This window comes from Streptomyces lusitanus (genome assembly GCF_042647945.1).
In the GTDB taxonomy this organism is placed as follows: Bacteria; Actinomycetota; Actinomycetes; order Streptomycetales; family Streptomycetaceae; genus Streptomyces; species Streptomyces pseudogriseolus.
Genome location: NZ_JBHRWL010000011.1, coordinates 353,038 through 374,403, shown reverse-complemented (window position 1 = coordinate 374,403; position 21,366 = coordinate 353,038). Strand labels below are relative to the sequence as shown.

At 70.2% G+C, this 21,366-nt stretch carries 20 protein-coding genes and 1 pseudogene; 7 read left to right on the top strand and 14 right to left on the bottom strand.

Features of this window, described 5'->3' with window-relative positions; translation table 11 throughout:
• Window positions 1-266: 266 nt before the first annotated feature.
• The 6 genes from ACFOSY_RS19690 to ACFOSY_RS19665 form a co-directional block, all read right to left on the bottom strand.
• Entirely contained in the window at window positions 267-923 is a 657-nt protein-coding gene (locus tag ACFOSY_RS19690) for a hypothetical protein (RefSeq protein WP_394308612.1), read from the bottom strand.
• Window positions 924-1,072: 149 nt separating this feature from the next.
• Complete coding sequence (locus ACFOSY_RS19685) at window positions 1,073-2,446, bottom strand: alpha-amylase (protein ID WP_394308610.1); 1,374 nt, start codon at window positions 2,444-2,446, stop codon at window positions 1,073-1,075.
• Window positions 2,447-2,615: 169 nt separating this feature from the next.
• Window positions 2,616-4,310, bottom strand: coding sequence for a glycoside hydrolase family 13 protein (locus tag ACFOSY_RS19680; RefSeq protein WP_394308608.1), 1,695 nt, complete (start codon window positions 4,308-4,310; stop codon window positions 2,616-2,618).
• Window positions 4,311-4,509: 199 nt separating this feature from the next.
• Entirely contained in the window at window positions 4,510-5,424 is a 915-nt protein-coding gene (locus ACFOSY_RS19675) for a sugar ABC transporter permease (RefSeq protein WP_394308606.1), read from the bottom strand.
• Between the two features lie 13 nt (window positions 5,425-5,437).
• The gene (locus ACFOSY_RS19670) at window positions 5,438-6,442 is read right to left on the bottom strand and encodes a carbohydrate ABC transporter permease (RefSeq protein WP_006130103.1); all 1,005 of its coding nucleotides are present in this window, start codon (window positions 6,440-6,442) and stop codon (window positions 5,438-5,440) included.
• Window positions 6,443-6,539: 97 nt separating this feature from the next.
• A complete protein-coding gene (locus ACFOSY_RS19665) occupies window positions 6,540-7,811 on the bottom strand; it encodes an extracellular solute-binding protein (RefSeq protein ID WP_394308603.1) in 1,272 nt (423 codons plus the stop codon).
• 419 nt (window positions 7,812-8,230) lie between these two features.
• Between ACFOSY_RS19665 and ACFOSY_RS19660 the strand changes: the two genes are divergently transcribed.
• Window positions 8,231-9,265 carry a LacI family DNA-binding transcriptional regulator gene (locus tag ACFOSY_RS19660; RefSeq protein ID WP_031019702.1) on the top strand — a complete coding sequence of 345 codons (1,035 nt, stop codon included), beginning with the start codon at window positions 8,231-8,233 and terminating at the stop codon, window positions 9,263-9,265.
• A gap of 158 nt (window positions 9,266-9,423) precedes the next feature.
• Window positions 9,424-10,335, top strand: coding sequence for a phosphatase PAP2 family protein (locus ACFOSY_RS19655; protein ID WP_394308601.1), 912 nt, complete (start codon window positions 9,424-9,426; stop codon window positions 10,333-10,335).
• 34 nt (window positions 10,336-10,369) lie between these two features.
• On the opposite strand, the gene ACFOSY_RS19650 is transcribed toward ACFOSY_RS19655, so the two are convergent.
• On the bottom strand, window positions 10,370-13,378 hold the full coding sequence (locus tag ACFOSY_RS19650; protein WP_394308599.1) for a bifunctional [glutamine synthetase] adenylyltransferase/[glutamine synthetase]-adenylyl-L-tyrosine phosphorylase: 3,009 nt from the start codon (window positions 13,376-13,378) through the stop codon (window positions 10,370-10,372).
• Window positions 13,379-13,543: 165 nt separating this feature from the next.
• Between ACFOSY_RS19650 and ACFOSY_RS19645 the strand changes: the two genes are divergently transcribed.
• Complete coding sequence (locus ACFOSY_RS19645) at window positions 13,544-14,095, top strand: pyridoxamine 5'-phosphate oxidase family protein (protein ID WP_394308596.1); 552 nt, start codon at window positions 13,544-13,546, stop codon at window positions 14,093-14,095.
• 41 nt (window positions 14,096-14,136) lie between these two features.
• The gene (locus ACFOSY_RS19640; protein ID WP_394308594.1) at window positions 14,137-14,577 is read left to right on the top strand and encodes a VOC family protein; all 441 of its coding nucleotides are present in this window, start codon (window positions 14,137-14,139) and stop codon (window positions 14,575-14,577) included.
• Between the two features lie 22 nt (window positions 14,578-14,599).
• Here the strand turns inward: ACFOSY_RS19640 and ACFOSY_RS19635 are convergent, their stop codons facing one another.
• The 4 genes from ACFOSY_RS19635 to ACFOSY_RS19620 all read right to left on the bottom strand — a co-directional run bounded on the left by ACFOSY_RS19635 (window position 14,600) and on the right by ACFOSY_RS19620 (window position 16,073).
• Window positions 14,600-15,037 carry a type II toxin-antitoxin system VapC family toxin gene (locus ACFOSY_RS19635; RefSeq protein ID WP_394308592.1) on the bottom strand — a complete coding sequence of 146 codons (438 nt, stop codon included), beginning with the start codon at window positions 15,035-15,037 and terminating at the stop codon, window positions 14,600-14,602.
• Window positions 15,034-15,303 (bottom strand): ribbon-helix-helix domain-containing protein, encoded by a 270-nt coding sequence (locus tag ACFOSY_RS19630; RefSeq protein WP_394308588.1) that lies wholly within the window; start codon window positions 15,301-15,303, stop codon window positions 15,034-15,036. The genes ACFOSY_RS19635 and ACFOSY_RS19630 overlap by 4 nt, the downstream gene beginning before the upstream one ends.
• A gap of 81 nt (window positions 15,304-15,384) precedes the next feature.
• Window positions 15,385-15,861 (bottom strand): hypothetical protein, encoded by a 477-nt coding sequence (locus tag ACFOSY_RS19625; protein ID WP_394308586.1) that lies wholly within the window; start codon window positions 15,859-15,861, stop codon window positions 15,385-15,387.
• On the bottom strand, window positions 15,858-16,073 hold the full coding sequence (locus ACFOSY_RS19620) for a hypothetical protein (protein WP_394308584.1): 216 nt from the start codon (window positions 16,071-16,073) through the stop codon (window positions 15,858-15,860). Before ACFOSY_RS19620 ends, ACFOSY_RS19625 begins: the two co-directional genes overlap by 4 nt.
• A 133-nt stretch (window positions 16,074-16,206) precedes the next feature.
• Between ACFOSY_RS19620 and ACFOSY_RS19615 the strand changes: the two are divergent.
• Window positions 16,207-16,395, top strand: a pseudogene (locus ACFOSY_RS19615) (Scr1 family TA system antitoxin-like transcriptional regulator); the annotation flags it as partial.
• Window positions 16,392-16,595, top strand: coding sequence for a DUF397 domain-containing protein (locus ACFOSY_RS19610; RefSeq protein ID WP_394308582.1), 204 nt, complete (start codon window positions 16,392-16,394; stop codon window positions 16,593-16,595). The pseudogene ACFOSY_RS19615 and the gene ACFOSY_RS19610, both read left to right, overlap by 4 nt.
• A gap of 36 nt (window positions 16,596-16,631) precedes the next feature.
• Here the strand turns inward: ACFOSY_RS19610 and ACFOSY_RS19605 are convergent, their stop codons facing one another.
• A complete protein-coding gene (locus ACFOSY_RS19605) occupies window positions 16,632-18,179 on the bottom strand; it encodes a pectate lyase family protein (RefSeq protein ID WP_394308581.1) in 1,548 nt (515 codons plus the stop codon).
• A gap of 352 nt (window positions 18,180-18,531) precedes the next feature.
• On the opposite strand from ACFOSY_RS19605, the gene ACFOSY_RS19600 reads away from it, so the two are divergent.
• On the top strand, window positions 18,532-19,098 hold the full coding sequence (locus ACFOSY_RS19600; RefSeq protein ID WP_394308579.1) for a DinB family protein: 567 nt from the start codon (window positions 18,532-18,534) through the stop codon (window positions 19,096-19,098).
• 43 nt (window positions 19,099-19,141) lie between these two features.
• On the opposite strand, the gene ACFOSY_RS19595 is transcribed toward ACFOSY_RS19600, so the two are convergent.
• Both ACFOSY_RS19595 and glnA read right to left on the bottom strand, forming a co-directional pair.
• On the bottom strand, window positions 19,142-19,738 hold the full coding sequence (locus tag ACFOSY_RS19595; RefSeq protein WP_394308577.1) for a GNAT family N-acetyltransferase: 597 nt from the start codon (window positions 19,736-19,738) through the stop codon (window positions 19,142-19,144).
• Between the two features lie 55 nt (window positions 19,739-19,793).
• Complete coding sequence (gene glnA / locus ACFOSY_RS19590; RefSeq protein WP_394308575.1) at window positions 19,794-21,155, bottom strand: type I glutamate--ammonia ligase; 1,362 nt, start codon at window positions 21,153-21,155, stop codon at window positions 19,794-19,796.
• Between the last annotated feature and the right edge of the window lie 211 nt (window positions 21,156-21,366).

Genomic DNA, 21,366 nt, shown 5'->3' with positions numbered 1-21,366 from the left:
GTGAACTCCTTGCGCTTACGGCTCATTGGGTCCGACCCCACGCCCCGGCGGGGACAGTTTCGGCCACATCACCGGAGCGTCGGCGTGACCGTACCGTCGTTGAAAGCCTTACAGCAATAGTTGTGAAAGTGTCGGCAAGAACTTCCAGCGGGAACTTTCCGGCAGGGGCGGACGAGTCCGGCGGGCAAGGAGGGGAAAAGCGGCGCGCCGCCGGTCTCCTGTCGGGGAGGCCGGCGGCGCGCGGTGCACGCGGGGCGGACCGCTCGTCAGGCGGCCGCGGTGGCGCAGATGTAGTCGTACGGACGGCCGATCGCGATCGTCAGCTTCAGCGGGTCCGTGGTGCCGGAGGGGCACTCGGCCTCCGTCTTGGTGAGGTCCAGGACCTTGTAGTCCTCGGCGCCGGCCTGGGCGCAGGCGACCTCCTGGGCGTTCGCGTCGATGCAGTCGCCCTTCACCAGCTGGCCGCCGCCGGCGCCCGCGTCGCCGGGATGGTCGCCGGACAGGTTGCGTCCGCAGACGGTGCTGTTCGGGATGCCGCTGTCGGAGGAGCCGAAGGTGAGGGACACCTGGATGATGATGTCGGTGCCGGCGGGGCACTGGATGGAGTCCGGCAGGATGGCCGCGTCCATGATCTTGAGCGCCTTGAAGGTGGCGCCGGAGTCGTCGCAGTCGAGCGCCTGGTAGCTGTCGCCCGAGCGCTCCGGGTCCGGGCCGCCGCAGTCACCGACCTTCCACTCGCCGGACTCCTCGTCCTGGGACGCGGAGGACGACGAGGGCAGCGGCGAGGAGGACGACGACGAGTCGTTGTCCTTGTAGGCGTTGTAGGCGACGAGCGCGCCGAGGATGATCAGCGGCACCAGCAGCGCCTGAAGGCATCCCGCCGCGCGTCCGCGCGGGCGACCGGTGGTGTTGTTGACAGCCATGTGAACGGCTCCCCCTGCGGCGCGGAAGACGGTCGCGTGGAAGTGGATCGCGCCGCGCCTCCTCACCCAGCGGGGGACGGTGTGCACCCCCGTGATCACGCTAGCGTCCGGCGGCCGCGGAACCGGCCGCCGGACGTCACAGTTGTGCTTCAGCAGCCGCTCTTGCCCGCGTACACGGCGAGGGCGGTGTTGCTGCCGAGGGTCGCGGTGAGCCGGCCCGAACCGTCCACCGTCACCGGCTTGTTGCTCTGCACGTCGCAGTACGTGCCCGCCGGGAGGGAGGTCTGGTAGGTGCGGGTGAGGGAGCCGGACTCGTGGTTGATCGCCACGAAGCCCTTGTTCCCGCGCCCGAAGGCGATGGCGTCGCCGCCGTTGTCCCACCAGTTGGTGACCGACTGGCCCCGGGTGGCGTTGCGGAAGGCGACCATCGACTTGATCTCCGGCCAGTTGTGCTGGCACTTCCAGCCGCTCTGCCAGCAGGCGTCCACCCGGCCGCCATTGGGGGGTCCGGCGTCGTGGTCGGTGAACTCGTAGCCGGAGTTGATGTCGGGGGCGCCGTAGGGCCAGGCCAGCATGAAGACGTTGGCCAGGGTGTAGGTGGCGTTGTCCTTGTAGCTGAGCGTGGAGCCGTTGCGCTCGGTGTCGTGGTTGTCGACGAAGACGCCGGCGGAGCCGCTGTTCAGGTAGCCCCAGCCCTCGCCGTAGTTCTTCAGGTAGGCGAGGTTCTCGTTGTTGAAGACCCGCTTGAGGTCGTAGGCGTAGCGGAACTCCTGGACGTCGCCGGTGCCGGTGTACTCGGTGGGCTGGACGGCCTCGCCGGCGCCGTAGATGACCTCCTGCTTCCAGTACGCGCTGGGGTTGGTCAGCCGGGACTTGATGTTCGCCAGGTCGGCGGCGGGGATGTGCTTGGCCGCGTCGATGCGGAAGCCGTCGACGCCGAGGGAGAGCAGGTCGTTCAGGTACCCGGCGATGGCCCCGCGGACGTAGTCCTCGCCGGTGTCGAGGTCGGCGAGGCCGACCAGTTCGCAGTTCTGCACGTTCCAGCGGTCGCCGTAGTCGCTGATCTGCGAGGTGCAGTTGTCGAAGTCGTACGAGGAGTACAGGCCCGGGTAGTTGTACTTGGTGTACGACGAGCCGCCGGTGCCCGTGCCGCTGCCTGCGGACATGTGGTTGATCACGGTGTCGGCGACGACCTTCACGCCGGCCGCGTGACACGTGTCCACCATGCTCTTGAAGGCGGCGCGGTCGCCCAGCCGTCCGGCGATCCGGTAGCTCACCGGCTGGTACGACGTCCACCACTGGGAGCCCTGTATGTGCTCGGCGGGCGGGGAGACCTGCACGTAGCCGTAGCCGGCGGGTCCGAGGGTGGTGGTGCACTCGCGGGCGACCGAGGCGAAGTTCCACTCGAAGAGGACGGCCGTGACGTCCTTGGAGCCGGGCGGGGAGGCCTCGGCGACTGTCGGGGTCATGACAGCCGAGGCGGCCGCGAGGGCGGCGATCCCGGCGAGGGTTCTGCGTGCCATGTGGGGATCCTTCTTCATCGAAGGGTGTGGGGAGTACCGGCGAAGTGGTTGAAGCTTCTTGCAGAAAGCTTCAGCAACCTTGCGGCACCGCAGATGGTAGAGGCCCGCCACCCGAAAGGGCAGCGGGCCGTACCAACTTGAAGGAAAAAAGTTGCGAGGCGTACGACCGTCAGGCCGTCGTCCACCACACGGTCGTGTCGGCCGCGACCACGGCCTCGCCGCCCGTCTCCTCCACCTCGCCGCTTGTGATCAGCACCCGCCCGTACGCGGGCACGGTCACGGGCGCGCCCGTGGTGTTCGCGACGCACACGAAGTCCCCGCGGCGGAACGCCAGCACGCCCTCGGGCGCCGGCAGCCACTCCACCGCGTCGCCCGCGCCCAGGTCCGCCTGCTCGCGGCGCACGGCGAGCGCCGAGCGGTACATCTCCAGGGTGGAGCCGGGCACGCCGGTCTGCGCCTCGACGCTCAGCTCGCCCCAGCCCTCGGGCTGCGGCAGCCAGCTGCCGCCGTCGCCGAAGCCGTGGCTGGAGCCCTCCCTGGTCCACGGGATCGGCACGCGGCAGCCGTCACGGAAGCCGTCCTGGCCCGCGCCGCGGAAGTACGCCGGGTCCTGGCGCACCTCGTCCGGCAGGTCCACGACGTCCGGCAGGCCCAGCTCCTCGCCCTGGTAGACGTAGGCCGAGCCGGGCAGCGCCAGCATCAGCAGGGTCGCCGCACGGGCCCGGCGCAGCCCCAGCTCACGGTCGCCGGCCTCGCGGATCTGGGTGCCGAGGCCCGCCGGGTTGGCGAACCGGGTGGCGTGCCGGGTGACGTCGTGGTTGGACAGCACCCAGGTGGCGGGGGCGCCCACGGGGCGCATCGAGTCCAAGGTGCGGTCGACGACCTCGCGCAGCTCGGCCGCGTCCCAGTGCGTCGCCAGGTACTGGAAGTTGAACGCCTGGTGCAGCTCGTCCGGGCGGACGTAGTTGGCGGTGCGCTCGACGGTCGGCGTCCACGCCTCGGCGACGAAGATCCGCTCACCGGAGTACTCGTCGAGGATCAGCCGCCACTGCCGGTAGATGTCGTGCACGCCGTCCTGGTCGAAGAACGGCGTGACATCGTTGCCCAGCAGCCGCATCTCGTCGTGCGACCCCAGGTCCGGCAGGCCCTCGGCCTTCACCATGCCGTGGGCCACGTCGATCCGGAACCCGTCCACGCCCATGTCCAGCCAGAACCGCAGGATGGAGCGGAACTCGTCGCCGACCGCCGGGTGCTCCCAGTTGAAGTCGGGCTGCTCGGGCGCGAAGAGGTGCAGGTACCACTCGCCGGGGGTGCCGTCCGGCTCGGTGACCCGGGTCCAGGCGGGCCCGCCGAAGATCGACTCCCAGTCGTTGGGCGGGAGTTCGCCGTTCTCGCCCTTGCCGGGACGGAAGTGGTAGCGCTCACGCAGCGGCGAGCCGGGGCCCTCCGCGAGGGCGCGCTTGAACCACTCGTGCTGGTCGGAGGAGTGGTTGGGCACCAGGTCGACGATGATCCGCAGGCCCAGCGCGTGCGCGTCGCGGATCAGCGCGTCCGCGTCGAGCAGGGTGCCGAACATCGGGTCGACGGCGCGGTAGTCGGCGACGTCGTAGCCGGCGTCGGCCTGCGGGGAGGCGTAGAAGGGGCTCAGCCACACGGCGTCCACGCCGAGGTCACGCAGGTACGGCAGACGGGAGCGGATGCCCTCCAGGTCACCCATGCCGTCGCCGTTGCTGTCGGCGAAGCTGCGCGGGTACACCTGGTAGATCACCGCGTCCCGCCACCAGTCACGGCGCCGCGCGACGGTGGCGACGGCCGAGTCGGTCGTGGGGGTCGGGGCCGGGGCGGCGGACTGCTGCTGACTCATGACGTCCTTGATACGGGTTCGGGCATGGAAGCGGGACGAGGCGGCCGCCTTGACAGCGGGGTCGGATGGCCAAAACGACCGCCTCGAGTGTGGAGCGCCCCGAAGGGGCGCGGGGCTGTATCGATGTGCGGCTCCGCCGCGTGGGCGCGACCAGCCACGGCGAAGCCGCAGCCGGCCGACGGCAGAAGTCCCCCGGGACTTACCCCTTGGTGCCACCGGCCGTAAGACCGGCAACAAGGTTTTTCTGAACGAGGTAGAAGAACCCCGACACGGGTATCGCGATCAACACAGCGGTCGCAGCCATCAAATTCCGCTGAGCATCATGCTCACTCACAAAACTCTGCAGCCCCACGGCCAACGTGTACTTCGTGTCGTCCAGCATGAACGTCGTGGCGAACGCCACCTCCCCGAACGCGGTGATGAAGCTGTAGAACGCCGCGACCGCGAGCCCCGGCTTGGCGAGCGGCAGGATCAGCCGCGCGAACGTGCCGAACGGGGTCAGTCCGTCGACGCGTCCCGCCTCGTCGATCTCGAACGGGATGGTGTCGAAGTAGCCCTTCATCAGCCAGGCGCAGTACGGCACCGCCGTGGAGCAGTACACGAGGATCAGGCCGAGGTAGCTGTCGATGAGCTGGAGGTCCGACAGGATCTGGTACATCGGGACCATCAGCACGGCCACCGGGAACATCTGGGTGACCAGCAGCACCCACATGAACTTCTTGTAGCCGGGGAAGCGCATGCGGGAGACCGCGTAGCCGGTGGTGGCCGCCACCAGGACGCCGATGACCGTGGTGCCGAGCGACACGATCAGCGAGCTCTTCAGCCAGTCGAAGAAGTTCGTGTTCTGCAGCACGAACGAGTAGTTGTCCAGTGTCATTTTGCCCCAGATCCCGCCGGGACGCAGATAGTCGTCCTTGTCGGGGCCGAGGGACAGGAAGACCAGCCAGGCCACCGGGAACAGCGCGATCAGGCTGGCCATGATCAGGATGCCGTGGGAGGTGAGGCGGCCCAGGGGGCTGACCTCACCGCGCCGGAGGCCCTTGCGGGGCGCGGCGCTCCGCTCGCCGTCGGGGCGGCCGGCCTCGGCGGCGGTGGGGAGGGTCGAGGTGCTCATGGGGGCTCCCGCCTCAGATCGCGAGCTGCTGGTCGTTGCGGTTCAGCCAGCGGCGGTAGAAGGACGTGAAGACGATCAGGATGGCCAGCAGCAGCATGCCGTAGGCCGCGGACTCGGCGAACTCACGCGGCTGCTGTCCGAAGCCGAGCTGGTAGGCCCAGGTCACGAGGATCTGCGCGTCGGGGGCGGTGTTGCCGAACAGCAGGAAGATGATCGCGAACTGGTTGAACGTCCAGATGATGCCGAGCAGCACCACGGTGGAGCTGACCGAGCGCAGGCCGGGCAGGGTGACGTGGCGGAACCGCTGCCAGGCGCTCGCGCCGTCCATCTCGGCGGCCTCGTAGAGGGTGCTGTCGATGGACTGGAGTCCGCCGAGCAGGGAGACCATCATGAACGGCACACCGCACCAGGTGTTGACCATGATCGCGGCGAACCGCTGCCAGAAGGAGTCCTCCAGCCATGCCGGGGTGGGCAGGCCGAGGAAGTCGAGGCCGGAGTTGATGATGCCGGCGTCGGCGAGCATGAAGCGCCAGCCGAAGACGGTGACGAAGGTCGGCACGGCCCACGGCAGGATGAGGACCAGCCGGTAGAAGGTGCGGCCGCGCAGCTTCTGGTTGAGCAGCAGCGCGAGGCCGAGGCCGATGCCGTAGTGCAGGGCGACACAGGCGGCCGTCCACACGATCGTCCAGATGAAGTGCGACCAGAACCGGTCGTAGGCGGTCTCGCCCCACAGGATGTCGGCGTAGTTGTCGATGCCGATGAACTTGTAGGTGGCCTCGATCTCGTTGACGCCGATGGTGCGTGCCGAGTTGAGGCTGTCCGCGTCGGTGAGCGTGAGGTAGAAGCCGTAGACCAGGGGGTACAGCACGATGACGCCGAGCACCAGGGCCACCGGCGCGATCATGGCGTAGGCGTACCAGTGCTTCTGGTAGGAGTGCTTCAGGCGCTGGCCCGGCCCGGGGCGGGGCGCGCGGTCACCGCGGCGCTTGCCGGTCGCGCGGTCGATGGCGACTGTCATGGTTCGGCACCTTCTGGAGGATCAACGAGTACGGCACACAGGCCGGCGGCCGCCGGACCCTCCCCTCCTGGAATCGGGTCCGGCGGCCACGCGGGCATTACTTGGAGAAGTCCGGCACCAGCTTGGTGAACGCGGCCTCCGCGTCGCTCAGGCCCTTGTCCAGGGACTCCTTGCCGCTGGCGATCTGCGGCAGCTCGTCGTCCATCGGGCCCCACAGGGAGCTGTACTCGGGCAGCGCCGGGCGCGGCTGGGCGGCCGAGAGGACCGTCTGGTAGCCGGCGATGCCCGGGTCGGCCTTGACCTCGGCGGTGTAGGCGTCGTCGCGCGTGGGCAGCGTGGAGTTCTTCAGCGCGATGGTCTCCTGTGCCTTGGCCGAGGTCATGAACTTCACGAACTTCAGCGCGGCCTCCTGCTTCTCCTTGCTGGAGCCGGCGTAGACGGAGAGGTTGTGACCGCCGGTGGGGGCGCCCGCCTTGCCGGTGGAGCCGGCCGGGACGGTGGCGATGCCGAGGTTGTTCTTGTCCTTGAAGGCGGAGCCCTTGTAGAAGTTGGTGATCTCCCACGGGCCCTGGACGATCGAGGCGACCTTGCCGTTGACGAAGGCGTCCTGGATGTGGGCGTAGGCGTCGGCGGTCACGTCGGCCTTGTGCAGGCCCTTGCCGTCGAAGAGGCTCAGCCAGGTGCCGTACGCCTTCTTGGCCGCGGCGGACTTGATGGTGATCTTCTTGGCCTCGGCGTCGACCATGTCGGTGCCCTCGCCGTAGAGGAACGGCTGGGCGTAGTAGCCGGCCGTGGAGCCCCAGAAGCCGTCGACGCCGGTCTTCGCCTTGATCGTGGCGGCGGCGGTCTTCAGGTCGTCCCAGGTCTTGGGGGCCTCGACGCCGGCCTTCGCGAAGAGCTGCTTGTTGTAGACGAACGCGAGGGTGTCCGTGGTGAACGGGACGCCGTAGGTCTTGCCCTCGTACTTGGCCTGCTCGAGCAGGTTGGGCTTGAACTTGTCCTGCTCGGCGAGAGCCTCGGTGCCGTCCAGGGGCAGGAAGAAGCCCTTCTTGGCGAACGCGGGCGTCCAGCCGACCTCGGAGCGCAGCACGTCGGGGGCGCCCTTGGAACCGGCGGCGGTGTCGAACTTGTTCTGCGCCTGGTCGAACGGGACGTTGACGAAGTCGACCTTGATGTCCTTGTTGGCCGCCTCGAACTCCTTGACCAGGGCCTGGTAGGTCGGCGCCTCGTTGGTCGCGTTGGAGGTGTCCCACCAGGTGATGGTGACCGGGCCGCCGGCCTTGTCGCCGCTGTCGCTGTCGCCGCCGCAGGCCGTCGCCGCGAGGGCGAGGGACGCCACCAGCGCGGTGGCCGCTATGCCACGCCGCATGAGGTTCTCCTTGAGGGTTAAGCCCGTGAGGCGGGAACGGCCCCGTCTGCCGTCCCGCGAGGTGCCGACTGCGCCGTTGCGGCGGCCGGGCGACGTGAACGTAACAGCGCCGGAACGTTTCCGAAAGACCTTGCAGAAAAGTTTTGCAAGGGCTGCCGACAGTTATGCCGCCGTGACCCGATCTCGACCGTCGCGCGACCCTGGTTTCCGCCCGTACGCCGGGGGTTCGGACAGTTGTGCAAGACTCTGCAAGCACTTGCCATCCGTTGCCGCCGGGGGAATCATCCGTTGCGGAGCGGACGCCGACCACGACTCGAGGGATCGCGATGAGCCAGCAGCCCACCACGGGCCGTCCCACGGCGCGCACCAGGCGTCCGTTCGGTGTGCAAGGTGACAACCGGCAGCTACAGTCCGGTCCTGTGACCACACGGCTTGCTGATATCGCTGCTCAGGCGGGGGTGAGCGAGGCGACCGTCAGCCGGGTCCTGAACGGGAAGCCGGGCGTCGCCGCCACCACCCGCCAGTCTGTGCTCGCCGCGCTGGACGTGCTGGGTTACGAGCGCCCGGTACGGCTGAGGCAGCGCAGCGAGGGCCTCGTCGGGCTCATCACGCCCGAGCTGGAGAACCCGATCTTCCCGGCGCTGGCCCAGGTGATCGGGCAGGCGCTGACCCGGCAGGGCTACACCCCCGTGCTCGCCACCCAGACCCCGGGCGGCTCCACCGAGGACGAGCTGACCGAGATGCTCGTGGACCGCGGCGTCGCCGGCATCATCTACGTCTCCGGGCTGCACGCCGACACCACCGCCGACATGCAGCGCTACGAGCGGCTGCGCGCGCAGGGCGTGCCATTCGTGCTCGTGGACGGTTTCTCGCCGAAGGTGCAGGCGCCGTTCATCTCCCCCGACGACCGGGCCGCGATGGCGCTAGCCGTCACCCACCTCGCGTCCCTCGGGCACACCCGGATCGGGCTGGCGCTCGGGCCGAAGCGGTTCGTGCCGGTGCAGCGCAAGGTGGAGGGCTTCGTGCGGGCCGTGCAGGAGCAGTTGGGGCTGAGCGCGGAGACGGTCGAGACGGAGCTGATCCAGCACTCGCTGTACACGCTGGAGGGCGGCCAGGCCGCGGCCGGCGCGCTGATGGACCGGGACTGCACGGCGGTGGTGTGCGCGAGCGACATGATGGCGCTGGGCGCGATCCGGTCGGCCCGGCAGCGCGGCCTCGAGGTGCCGCGCGACATCTCGGTGGTCGGCTTCGACGACTCGCCGCTGATCGCCTTCACCGACCCGCCGCTGACCACGGTGCGCAAGCCGGTCCCGGCGATGGGGCAGGCGGCGGTGCGCACACTCCTTGAGGAGATCGGCGGAACGCCCGCGCCGCACAGCGAGTTCGTGTTCATGCCGGAGCTGGTGGTGCGCGGTTCGACGGCGTCGGCGCCCGGGGAGCGCAAGCGTCCCTGAGTCCCGGCCCCGGGACTCGTCCGCGAGGCGGAGAGCGCGGGCGCGTGCGCCCTGCGCGAGGAGGAGGCCGAAGGCCTGTTCCCGGGGCAGAACATGCGGGCCGGACCCGCCCGGGGGATGATCTGACCAAGAGGTCTTTTCTGGCAGACTCTGTGCCCATGGGTGACTCGACCGTGACCACGCTGGACGGCCGCCGGGCGGCCGGGGCGAGCCCCGTCGGACAGACGGCGGGGGCCGGTCGCCTGCGCCGTCTGCGCGCTCCCCGCCGGCCCCGGCTGTGGTTCGAGATCCTGCTCATCGCGGTGAGTTACGCCACGTACTCGCTCGTGCGCAACGCGGTGCCCGAGCAGAAGGCGGAGGCGCTGCGCAACGCCGACTGGATCTGGCGGCTGGAGGGGCAACTCGGCACGGCCTTCGAGGAGTCCGTGAACCACGCGGTGAACTCGGTGACGTGGCTCGTCGTCGGGATGAACTACTACTACGCCACCTTGCACTTCGTGGTGACGCTGGGCGTGCTGGTGTGGCTGTACCGCAGACACCCCGGCCGGTACGCGGCGACCCGGCTGGTCCTGTTCGTCACCACGGGTTTCGCCCTGGTCGGCTTCTACCTGTTCCCGCTCGCCCCGCCGCGGCTGATGAACGGCCAGAACTTCGTCGACACGGTCCTGGTCCACCAGACGTGGGGCTCGATGGCCTCCGGCGACCTGAAGAACGTCTCCAACCAGTACGCGGCGATGCCGTCCATGCACATCGGCTGGTCGATGTGGTGCGGCATCACGCTGTTCGCGCTGGCCACGGTGCCGTGGGCGCGGGTGCTCGGGCTGCTGTACCCGGTGGCGACGCTGGTGGTGATCGTCGCCACCGCCAACCACTTCTGGCTGGACGCGGTCGGCGGCGTCGTGTGCCTCGCCGTCGGCTACGGCGTCGCTTACGCCTGGTACGGCCGCCGTCCCTCGGCGCTCCCGCGCCATGTCCCGGACGGAACGGCGAGAACTCCGGAGACTCCGGAGACTCCGGAGCAGCCGCCGACCGCCGCCCCGGAGCGGGTGCCCGTGCAGAAGCAGGTCTGACGGCCAGCCCCTTTTCGAGACGTCTCGGGGAGGCCTACAGCCCCCCGTAGAACAGCTCCTCGACGATGCCCCGGGCGCGGCGGGCCGTACGGCGGTAGGCGTCGAGCATGTCGCCGGCGTGACCGGGGCCGTAGCCCAGATAGCGGCCGACGGCGGCCAGCTCGCGCGGCACGGTGGGGAAGGTGTCCCCCGCCCGGCCCCGTACCAGCATCACCGCGTTGCGGACGCGGGTGGCCAGCACCCACGCCTCGTCGAGGTGGGCGGCGTCCTCCTCGGACATCAGCCCCGCCTCGCGCGCGGCGGCCAGCGCCTCCCGGGTGCGGGTCGTCCGCAGCCCCGGCACCTCCCCCGCGTGCCGCAGCTGCGCCAGCTGCACGGTCCACTCCACGTCGGACAGCCCGCCCGGGCCGAGCTTGGCGTGCAGCTTGGGGTCGGCCCCGCGCGGCAGCCGCTCGGCCTCCATACGGGCCTTGAGCCGCCGGATCTCCCGGACCGCGTCCTCGTCAAGGCCGCCGGCCGGGTACCGCAGCGGGTCGATCAGCTCCACGAAGCGGCGGCCCAGGTCCTCGTCCCCGGCGACGGGCTCGGCCCGCAGCAGCGCGTGCCGCTCCCACACCAGCGCCCAGCGCCGGTAGTACGCCTCGTAGGAGGCGAGCGTGCGCACCAGCGGCCCCGACTTGCCCTCCGGGCGCAGGTCGGCGTCGATCAGCAGCGGTGGGTCGGCGCTGGGCACCTGGAGCAGCCTGCGCATCTCCGCGACGACCTTGTTCGCGGCCTCGGACGCCTCCCGCTCGCTCACGCCCTCCCGCGGCTCGTGCACGAACAGGACGTCCGCGTCGGAGCCGTAGCCCAGCTCGTGCCCGCCGAAGCGGCCCATGCCGATGACCGCGAACCGGGTGGGGAGGGTGTCCCCCCAGCCCTCGCGGACCACCGCGCGGAGCGTGCCGGCGAGGGTGGCGGCGGTCAGGTCGGACACCGCGCCCCCCACCAGGTCCACCAGGGCGCCCTGGTCGGCCTCGGCGGGCTGTGACTCGGTGCCGTAGGAGCCGACGATGTCGGCGGCGGCGGTGCGGAACAGCTCGCGGCGGCGCACCCCGCGGGCGGCGGTGACGCCCTGGACGGCGTTGTCGGCGCGGCGGACCGCGGCGAGGACCTCCTGCTCCAGGGAGGCGCGGGAGCGCGGGGTGAGCCCGCCGCCACCGCCGTCCCCGTCGCCGAGCAGCGCGACCGCCTCGGGGGCGCGCATCAGCAGGTCGGGGGCGAGCCGCCCGGCGGACAGCACCCGGGCGAGGTTCTCCGCGGCGGCGCCCTCGTCGCGCAGCAGCCGCAGGTACCAGGGGGTCTTGCCGAGGGCGTCGGAGACCTTGCGGAAGTTCAGCAGGCCGGCGTCGGGGTCGGCGGAGTCCGCGAACCAGCCGAGCAGCACCGGCAGCAGGGTGCGCTGGATGGCGGCCTTGCGGGTGACGCCGGAGGCGAGGGCCTCCAGGTGGCGCAGCGCGGCGGCGGGATCGGCGTAGCCGAGGGCCACCATGCGGGCGCGGGCGGCCTCCGCGCTGAGCCGGGCCTCGCCGGGGGCGAGCGCGGCGACGGCGTCGAGCAGCGGCCGGTAGAACAGCTTCTCGTGCAGCCGCCGCACCACGGTGGTGTGGCGCCGCCACTCGCGGGTCAGCTCGGCGACCGGGTCGGTGCGCAGGCCCAGCGAGCGGCCGAGGCGCCGCAGGTCGGCCTCGCCCTCCGGGACGAGGTGGGTGCGGCGCAGCCGGTGCAGCTGGATGCGGTGCTCCAGGGAGCGCAGGAAGCGGTACGCCTCGTCGAGCTGGGCGGCGTCCGCGCGGCCGACGTAGCCGCCGGCGGCAAGGGCCTTGAGCGCGTCGAGGGTGGTGCCGCTGCGCAGGGAGGCGTCGGCGCGGCCGTGCACCAGCTGGAGCAGCTGCACGGCGAACTCGACGTCCCTGAGGCCGCCGGGGCCGAGCTTGAGCTGGCGGTCCACCTCGGCGGCGGGGATGTTCGCCACGACCCGGCGGCGCATCTCCTGCACGTCGGCGACGAAGTTCTCCCGCTCGGCGGCCTGCCACACCAGCGGCCGGAGCGCGGCCGTGTACTCCTTGCCGAGCGCGAGGTCACCGGCGACCGGGCGGGCCTTGAGCAGCGCCTGGAACTCCCACGTCTTCGCCCAGCGCTGGTAGTACGCGAGGTGGGAGGCGAGGGTGCGCACCAGCGGGCCGTTGCGGCCCTCGGGGCGCAGGTTGGCGTCGACGGGCCAGATGGAGCCCTCGACGGTGGTCTCCGAGCAGATCCGCATCATGTGCGAGGCGAGCCGGGTCGCGGCGCGCAGCGCCTTGTCCTCCTCGGCGTCGCCGGCCGCCTCGCCGACGAAGATGACGTCGACGTCGGAGACGTAGTTCAGCTCGTGGCCGCCGCACTTGCCCATCGCGACCACCGCGAGCCGGCACATCGCGGCGTCCTCGGGCGCGTCGGCGGCGGCCAGCGCGAGGGCCGCGCGCAGGGTGGCGGTGGCGAGGTCGGCGAGCTCGGCGGCGGTCTGGGCGACGTCGACGGTGCCGCAGACGTCGCGGGCGGCGATGGACAGCAGGCAGCGCCGGTAGGAGACGCGCAGGGCGACGGGGTCGGCGGCGTCGGCGAGGCCGCGTTCGAACTCCTCCACGCCGGGGTGCAGGTCGCGCGGCTCGTAGGTGACGAGGGCCTGCCAGTCGTGAGGGTGCCGGGCCAGGTGCTCGGCGAGCGCCGAAGAGGCCCCGAGCACCCCGAGGAGGCGGTCGCGCAGCGGCTTGGCCGCTATCACGGTGTCCAGCAGCTCCTGGCGGTCGGTGGCGCCGTCCTGCGCCTCCAGCAGCCGCACCAGTCCGTGCAGGGCGAGGTCGGGGTCGGCGGTGCCGCCCAGGGCGTCCAGCAGGACCGGGTCGTTGCGGACGGTCGCCAGCTCGGGGCTGTCGAGGAGGCGTTCGGCGGCCGACGGATCGGTGAAGCCGTGCCGCAGCAGCCGCGTGAAGATACTGCTCCTGCGCCCCGGCGCCGACGTCATCCCCGGCCTCCCTCGTGCCTCGGTTCAGGGTCGTACGGCCCTGAGCCTAACCGGAGGACGCGATCACGGCCCTGGGGCGGCCCACGATGAATTCCGGGGCCGGACAGGGTCTGATGGAAGGACCGCGGTCTCGCGGTGCGTCCTCCCGACCGTCCAGGAGTTCCCATGCCCGACGCTCCCGACACCCCCGGCACCTCTGCCGCGCCCGCCGCGCCCGCGCCCGAGGGCCGTCTCGATCCCCGCTACAGCAGCCCGGAGGCCGGGAGGCCGCCCTGGGAGGAGGTGGAGCGGCTGATCGCGGAGGCGGAGCTGTTCTGGGTCTCCACGGTCCGTCCCGACGGCCGCCCGCACGTCACCCCGCTGCTCGCGGTCTGGTCGGCCGGCGCCCTGCACTTCGCCACCGGGCCCGGGGAGCGCAAGGCCCGCAACCTGGCGGAGAACCCGCACGTGACGCTGACCACCGGCGTCAACACCTGGACGGAGGGCTACGACGTGGTCGTCGAGGGCCGCGCGCGGCGCGTCACGGACGACGCGCGTCTGCGCGAACTGGCCGCGCTGTGGGAGGAGAAGTACGGCGAGTCGTGGCACTTCGAGGTGCGGGAGGGCCATTTCCACCACGCGCCGGGCAGCGCCGTGGTGTTCTCGGTGGCGCCGCACACCGTTTTCGGTTTCGGTAAGGGGGAGCCGTTCAGCCAGACCCGGTGGCGGTTCGCCTGACGCGGTACCCGACGAACCCGACGACGGAGCCGGAGGCTCTCATGGACATGACCCTCGAAGTGATCCCGCTGCCGGTGAGCGACATCGACCGGGCCCGGGACTTCTACCGGGACAAGGTCGGCTTCCACGTCGACATCGACCAGGAGGTCATGCCGGGCATGCGTATCGTCCAGCTGACCCCGCCCGGCTCCGGCTGCTCGATCGCCCTCGGCGAGAGGATCTGGGACATGACGCCGGGCCCCACCCCGGCCCCCGGCGCCTACCAGGGCCTCCAGCTCTGCGTCGCCGACATCGACAAGGCCCACGCGGAGTTCGTCGCACGCGGCCTGGAGATCTCCGAGCCGGTCCGCTACGCCGACGCCGACGGCGCCACGTTCATGCACTTCACGGACCCCGACGGCAACGGGTGGGCGGTCCAGGAGTACCGGCGGCGGGCGACGGAGCCTCTGCACAAGGTCCTGACGGAGCAGGCGGAGTCCTAGCCGGACGCGGCGCGGCGTCAGGTCAGAGGTCGTCTGGCAGGACCCGGAAGCAGGTGTACCGCCCGCCGGCCGGACGGACCGTACGGAAGTCCCTGAGGTCGCGGGTGAGGACGGCGTCCGTGTCGTACTCGGCGGCGAGCGCGACGTTGACCGCGTCCACCAGGTCCAGGTTCAGGGACGCGTACCGGGCCCGGACGGTCAGGGCGGCGTCCAGGATCTCCGGCGTCGTCGGGGCGAGAACCAGCCGCATCTGCCGGACCCGCTCCGTGAGGGCACGGAGGATGGCGTCGGCCGCCGCGCGCCCGGCGCGGACGGTGGCGACCTGATGCACCTCGGTGAGGGCGAGCGGACTGGCGACCAGGAAGCCGCACCGGTCCGCGGCCTTGCGGGCGGCGTGGTGGTCCGGGTCGGAGCGGTTGAACAGGGTGAGGATGCCGGACGTGTCGGCGACGGCGATCAAGCGGCGGTGCCCCTGTTCCGTCGCTCCCGCTCCTCGTGCCCTCGGGTCACCGCGGAACGGACGTCGTCCTTCTCGACGGGACCTCCGAGGTCGAAGGTCTCCTCGTCGGAGACGAACGGCTCGTCCCACACCCGGCGCGCCAGCGCGATGCGGTGGATGCCCTCGCGAATGATCTCCGCCTCGGACACCCCGAGCCGGGCGGCCGCCTCCTTGATGAGGCGCAGGTCGCCGTCGTCGGCGTAGACGTTGGTGCGCTTGAGAGCCATGCCGTCATGGTACAGCTCGTGTACCACTGCGGCATGGTCGCGACGCCACCTTGCCGTCTGTGTGGCTGCAATCGATTTCGGTCATACGTAGGGCATGAAGGTCGCAACAAAAAGATTCTTACCGTGGCCGCGCGCCGCTTCTTTGAATTCTTCGCAAACCTTTGGCCGATCGAGACATTCGAATGCTGCGTAATCTATTACGGTTACACCGTACTTGGGATGCCCTGCCGGCATGTCACCGGACAGCAGCAGAGGGTCCACGCCTCCCCTATGCGTGCTCCAGCCGGCCGACTGCAGCGCCATCTCTATGTGAGCGAGGGAACCGCCATCCGAGGCAACGGAAAGAAGGGCATAACTGTCCTCCCAGTCATTGCCTGGGCTCGCAACGCTAGCCTCTTCCAGGATTCGCACATGTTCCGACTCGGCCGATTCGGTCACATCCGTCGGCACGCCAGGCAGATCCAGCCAGGAGCCAATCAGCGCCACAATGATCGCCGATGCGACGACCGCGACTGCCAGACGGGCCCACCACATTGACTGGTATCGGTGACGAATCATCTGCAGCCCCTTGCAATATCGGAACAGAAACCGTCCGGATCGCCGACCTGTGTCGCGGGCGGCGACGATAGACGGAATAGCTCGACCATCGACTTCCCACTCGCGGATAGATGCGCCGTGTTTGCCTCGTACCGCTCCGACCATCTCAGCAGGACTGGGTTCGCCTGAACCAGCGGATCCTCATTTCCGCGCCACGCGAGCAGCTTGATCATCACTAGGAGCGTACCCCAGGTAGGCTTACTTCCTGACTCCCGCAGTGATGTCGATTTCCAGCTCGAGAGCAGCTACAGATACCGCGCACTTCTCGTTTACAGACAAAGCCTGGCGTATGGCATCAACTTGCGTCTTCTCGAAGTGCCGAAGTTCGCGGACGGCACCGCGGTGGGGCGCTCCGACGGGGCGTTCGCCGGCCGGCCGGTGACGGACCCGAAGCAGTTGAGGATCCTCGAACTGCGTTATGGCATGATCCGCGCCCAGGCACTCACCCCCCGGGAATCGCGGGCCTTCATCGAGCAGATGCTTGGAGAGTCATGACCCACACCCCTGAGCGGGACGCCCCCACGCTGCCGTGGTTCCGCAGCAGCTACAGCAGCAGCGGGGACGGAAACGACTGCGTGGAGGTAGCGATGGCCCCCGGTACCGTCCACGTCCGGGACTCCAAAGCCCCCGACGGCCCCCGGCTCACCCTCACGTCCGCCGCGTGGAGCCGCTTCGTGTCGCACAGCGCCCACTGAGGCCGGGGGCCGCCTCAAGAACGGCCCCCGGGTCGGTCAGCTCGCGTACGTCTCGAACTCCGCGATGCGCGGGGTGCCCGAGGCGCTGGTGATCTCGAAGGTGATCTTCTTCAGCGAGGTCGGGGCGAAGCCGATGACGCCCGCTCCGCTGCCGGAGGCCAGCACCGCACCGGTGTCGTGGTTGACGACGCGGTACGCGCCGACCGTGCCGGAGCCGGACGCCAGGCGGACGTTGACCTTCGACACGGTGGTGGCGGAGCCCCACTTCACCGACACCGAGCCGGTCGAGCCGGACGGCGACCAGTACGTGCCCGTGTCGCCGTCCACCACGTTGCCGTAGCTGGTCCCGGAGGCCTTGGAGGAACCGTCGGCGCCCGCGCCGAGGCTGAGGTTGGTGCCGGCGGGCGGGTCGGTGGGACCGGGGTCGGTCGGCTCACCCGGGTCCGTCGGGCCGGGGTCGGTCGGGTCGGGGCTCTGCGGGGTGCAGCTGCCGTCCGACACCTTCAGGCCCTTGTTCGCGCCCGCCGTCTGCGCCACCACGCTCGGCACGCAGTTCGCCGCGTCGAGGGTGAAGCCGTACGGGATGCTCACGGACGTGTTCGACGTCGGGTTCGGGCCGGCCGGGTTGTGGTCGTCGCTGCGCGAGGACCAGGTGACGTTGTCGAAGACGTTGCCGCTGACCTGCCAGTAGCCGGCCTGGTCGGTGTAGAAGGTGCCGAGGACGTCCTTGGAGTCCTCGAAGTAGTTGTTGTCGACCTTGGCGCGGGCGCCGGCACGGGAGTTGATGCCGGACTCGTTCAGCTGCTTGTAGTGGTTGTTGTACATGTGCGCGATGCCGCCGCGCAGCAGGGGCGTACGGGAGTCGATGTTCTCGTACAGGTTGTGATGGAACGTCACGTACCCGTTGGAGCGGTCGCTCTCGCTGGAGCCGATGAGGCCGCCGCGCCCGGAGTTGCGCAGGACGCTGTACGACAGCGTCACGTACTGGGTGTCGTCCTTCATGTCGAACAGGCCGTCGTAGCCCTCGGACTCCCCGCCGGACGCCTCCAGGGTGACGTGGTCCACCCAGACGTTTCTGACACCGCTTTCCATTCCGATGGCGTCGCCGCCGTTCGAGGTCGGCGAGCCGGACTTCTTGACGTTCCGGACCGTCACGTTCTGGATGACGATGTTCTCGGCCTCGCGGATGTGGATGCCCAGCTGGTCGAAGACCGCGCCGTTGCCGACGCCGACGATGGTGACGTTGCTGATCTGCTTGAGCTCGATCTTGTCGGCGGCGGTGTTGCAGCTGGAGCCCGACACCTTGGTGGTGTTGCCGTGGCTGATGGTGCCCTCGACCTGGATGGTGATCGGGGTCGAACTGCTGGCCCGGTTGCAGAGGGCCTGGTGGATGGCGGTGCCGGTGGTGGCACGGACCGTCTGCCCGCCCGCCCCGCCGGTGGTCCCGCCGTTCTGGGTCGCGTAGCCGGTGACGCCTCCGGTGGCGGCGGACGCGGTGGTCGTGGACAGTGCCACCCCGCCGGCGGCGGTCAGGGCCCCGGCGGCCAGTAACGCGGAGAGGCGTACGGCGACTGCTCGTCTCATGGTGATTGCCTTTCGTCGTTCGCGGTCGGTGAATGTCATGGGCATGTCACTGCAACGTCACTGCAACCGATGAGGTCGAGCGGGGTGGGTCGAACCCATCGGCCGGCGTTTCGAGAAAGCGCTTTCTGTCCGTGCGTCGGGACAGTAAGGGCCCGCCTGCGAACTGGCAAGGCTCCGCGCAGGAAGCGGATCAGCGGCTTCCGCATTACGAGGTGAAGGGCGCGGCAACTAGGACGTGATCTGACCTACATGGTTCCTAACGTGGTCCACGTCGAGCCGGTCGCGAACCGCACGGAACGACGAACCCCGATCAACGACCAACCCTGATCACCGAATTGACGAAGGCGGAGCCATGACCGTGAACCAGCTGCCCACCGACCAGTCCGCCGGGACCCCCGAGACCCCCGCCCTGACAGGTGAGCGTGCCGATCTGCTGGAGGTGCTCGCCAAGCACCGGGACTTCCTGCGGTTCACCACGCGCGACCTCACCGACGAGCAGGCCGGCCTGCGGACGACGAAGAGCGAGCTGTGTCTGGGCGGCCTGATCAAGCACGTCACCGCGGGCGAGCGAGCCTGGGTGAACTTCATCCTGGAGGGCCCGTCCGCGATGCCGGACTTCTCGGCGATGACGGAGGAGGACTTCGCGCGCCGGGAGGCCCAGTTCAAGATGCTGCCGGGCGAGACGCTGGCCGGCGTCCTGGAGGCGTACGACGAGGTGGCCCGCCGCACGGACGAGGTCGTCAGGACCCTGCCCGACCTGAACGCGTCGTGGCCGCTGCCGAAGGCGCCGTGGTTCCAGGGCGAGACGGAGTGGAGCGCGCGGCGGGTGCTGCTGCACATCATCGCCGAGACGTCCCAGCACGCGGGCCACGCGGACATCATCCGGGAGTCGCTGGACGGGGCGAAGACGATGGGCTGACCGGGGGTCCGGCCGGGGTGAGGGGGGTGCCCCCTCACCCCCCTCACCCTGTGGCCGTCTCGGACGCCCGCCGGCCGGTGGGACGGTCCGCCTGCTCGGTCGTCCACTCCTCCTCGAGCATCGAGTGGACGACCGAGTCCCGCCACCGGCCGGCCTTCAGGATGTGGCCCCGGATGGTCCCTTCCTCCGTCATCCCGGCGGCCGCCATGGTCCTGGCCGAGCCCTCGTTCAGAGGGGACCGGGCGCCCCAGATCCGGTGCAGGCCGATCTCCTCGAAGCCGAGGCCCAGCAGGAGCCGTACGGTTTCGACTCCGTGGCCGACGCCCCAGGTGTCCGGACGGAGAGCGAAGCCGAAGGTGGCCGCGCGCTGTTGATGGGGGTCCAGGGCGATCCGGCCGAAGCCGATGACCTGATCCGTTTTCTTCTCCACGACCGCCAGCGCGTACTCGCTGCGCGGCTCCGCCGTGGCCGAGGCCACCGAACGAGCGACGATCAGCCCGACCTGTTCGCGGGTGCGCGGCTCGAACGACAGGTGCTCCGTCGCCTCCGGGCTGCCGTAGACGGCGAACACCGCACCGACGTCGTCGACGGTGAGTTCACGGAGCCGCAGGCGCTGACTCGAACGGTCCACCGGGTACATGCCGGGCACCCTACCGCCGGGTTCCCGAGGGCCGTACCGCCCGCCGGGGCGGCCCCTACAGCACCGGCAGGTTCTTCCGCAGCTCGAAGGCGGTGACCTCGGAGCGGTACTCCTCCCACTCCTGCTTCTTGTTGCGCAGGAAGAAGTCGAAGACGTGCTCGCCGAGCGTCTCGGCGGCCAGGTCGCTGCGTTCCATCAGGGTGAGCGCCTCGCCCAGGTTCTGCGGGAGCGGCTCGATGCCCAGGGCGCGGCGTTCCGCGTCGGAGAGGGCCCAGACGTCGTCCTCGGCGCCCGGCGGGAGCTCGTAGCCCTCCTCGATGCCCTTGAGGCCGGCCGCGAGGAGCAGGGCGTAGGCCAGGTACGGGTTGGCGCCGGAGTCGAGGGAGCGGACCTCCACGCGGGCCGAGCCGGTCTTGCCGGGCTTGTACATGGGCACGCGGACCAGGGCCGAGCGGTTGTTGTGGCCCCAGCAGATGTACGAGGGGGCCTCGCCGCCCGCGCCGGCCGTGCGCTCGGTGCCGCCCCAGATGCGCTTGTAGGAGTTGACCCACTGGTTGGTGACGGCGGAGATCTCCGCCGCGTGCCGCAGCAGGCCCGCGATGAAGGAGCGGCCCACCTTGGAGAGCTGGTACTCCGCGCCCGACTCGTAGAAGGCGTTGCGGTCGCCCTCGAAGAGGGACAGGTGGGTGTGCATGCCGGAGCCGGGGTGCTCGGAGAAGGGCTTGGGCATGAAGGTCGCCTGGACGCCCTGCTCCAGTGCCACCTGCTTCATGACCAGGCGGAACGTCATGATGTTGTCCGCCGTGGACAGCGCGTCCGCGTAGCGCAGGTCGATCTCCTGCTGGCCGGGGGCGCCCTCGTGGTGGGAGAACTCGACCGAGATGCCCATCGACTCCAGCATGGTGATCGCCTGGCGGCGGAAGTCCATGCCGACGTTCTGCGGGGTGTGGTCGAAGTAGCCGGAGTTGTCCGCCGGGGTCGGGCGGCTGCCGTCGACCGGCTTGTCCTTCAGCAGGAAGAACTCGATCTCCGGGTGGGTGTAGAAGGTGAAGCCCAGGTCGGAGGTGCGGGCGAGGGCGCGCTTGAGGACGTAGCGCGGGTCCGCGAAGGACGGGGAGCCGTCCGGCATGAGGATGTCGCAGAACATGCGGGCGGTGCCGGGCGCCTCGGCGCGCCAGGGCAGGATCTGGAACGTCGACGGGTCCGGCTTGGCGATCATGTCGGACTCGTGCACGCGGGCGAAGCCCTCGATGGCGGAGCCGTCGAAGCCGATGCCCTCGTCGAAGGCCTGCTCGAGCTCGGCCGGGGCGACGGCCACGGACTTGAGGAAGCCCAGGACGTCGGTGAACCACAGGCGAACGAACCGGATGTCGCGCTCCTCCAACGTCCGGAGCACGAACTCCTGCTGCTTGTCCATCTTCCGCTTCCCCATTCCTGCCGGTCAGGCCGCCCGTTCCGCCCGGTCCCCGGGAGACGGTCCGGCACTCGTGCATCCCACCACACCAGCGTTTCATACGCGTTGCCGGGCCCGGTCGGGCGATCGGCCGTGGCCTGAACCGCCGGGGCCGGGCGGACACACGGCTCCTCTGCTCATCTTGCCCGGTCAGGGCCCTCGCCACGACAGAAGA

Bases quoted from the DNA above. Each gene is read 5' to 3' on its own strand.
- ACFOSY_RS19680 (WP_394308608.1), bottom strand. From the start codon at position 4,310: ATGAGTCAGCAGCAGTCCGCCGCCCCGGCCCCGACCCCCACGACCGAC.
- ACFOSY_RS19650 (WP_394308599.1), bottom strand. From the start codon at position 13,378: ATGACGTCGGCGCCGGGGCGCAGGAGCAGTATCTTCACGCGGCTGCTG.
- ACFOSY_RS19595 (WP_394308577.1), bottom strand. From the start codon at position 19,738: ATGTACCCGGTGGACCGTTCGAGTCAGCGCCTGCGGCTCCGTGAACTC.
- ACFOSY_RS19620 (WP_394308584.1), bottom strand. From the start codon at position 16,073: ATGATCAAGCTGCTCGCGTGGCGCGGAAATGAGGATCCGCTGGTTCAG.
- ACFOSY_RS19670 (WP_006130103.1), bottom strand. From the start codon at position 6,442: ATGACAGTCGCCATCGACCGCGCGACCGGCAAGCGCCGCGGTGACCGC.
- ACFOSY_RS19665 (WP_394308603.1), bottom strand. From the start codon at position 7,811: ATGCGGCGTGGCATAGCGGCCACCGCGCTGGTGGCGTCCCTCGCCCTC.
- ACFOSY_RS19610 (WP_394308582.1), top strand. From the start codon at position 16,392: ATGACCCACACCCCTGAGCGGGACGCCCCCACGCTGCCGTGGTTCCGC.
- ACFOSY_RS19630 (WP_394308588.1), bottom strand. From the start codon at position 15,303: ATGGCTCTCAAGCGCACCAACGTCTACGCCGACGACGGCGACCTGCGC.
- ACFOSY_RS19640 (WP_394308594.1), top strand. From the start codon at position 14,137: ATGGACATGACCCTCGAAGTGATCCCGCTGCCGGTGAGCGACATCGAC.
- ACFOSY_RS19645 (WP_394308596.1), top strand. From the start codon at position 13,544: ATGCCCGACGCTCCCGACACCCCCGGCACCTCTGCCGCGCCCGCCGCG.
- ACFOSY_RS19675 (WP_394308606.1), bottom strand. From the start codon at position 5,424: ATGAGCACCTCGACCCTCCCCACCGCCGCCGAGGCCGGCCGCCCCGAC.
- ACFOSY_RS19685 (WP_394308610.1), bottom strand. From the start codon at position 2,446: ATGGCACGCAGAACCCTCGCCGGGATCGCCGCCCTCGCGGCCGCCTCG.
- ACFOSY_RS19690 (WP_394308612.1), bottom strand. From the start codon at position 923: ATGGCTGTCAACAACACCACCGGTCGCCCGCGCGGACGCGCGGCGGGA.
- glnA (WP_394308575.1), bottom strand. From the start codon at position 21,155: ATGGACAAGCAGCAGGAGTTCGTGCTCCGGACGTTGGAGGAGCGCGAC.
- ACFOSY_RS19655 (WP_394308601.1), top strand. From the start codon at position 9,424: ATGGGTGACTCGACCGTGACCACGCTGGACGGCCGCCGGGCGGCCGGG.
- ACFOSY_RS19605 (WP_394308581.1), bottom strand. From the start codon at position 18,179: ATGAGACGAGCAGTCGCCGTACGCCTCTCCGCGTTACTGGCCGCCGGG.
- ACFOSY_RS19625 (WP_394308586.1), bottom strand. From the start codon at position 15,861: ATGATTCGTCACCGATACCAGTCAATGTGGTGGGCCCGTCTGGCAGTC.
- ACFOSY_RS19600 (WP_394308579.1), top strand. From the start codon at position 18,532: ATGACCGTGAACCAGCTGCCCACCGACCAGTCCGCCGGGACCCCCGAG.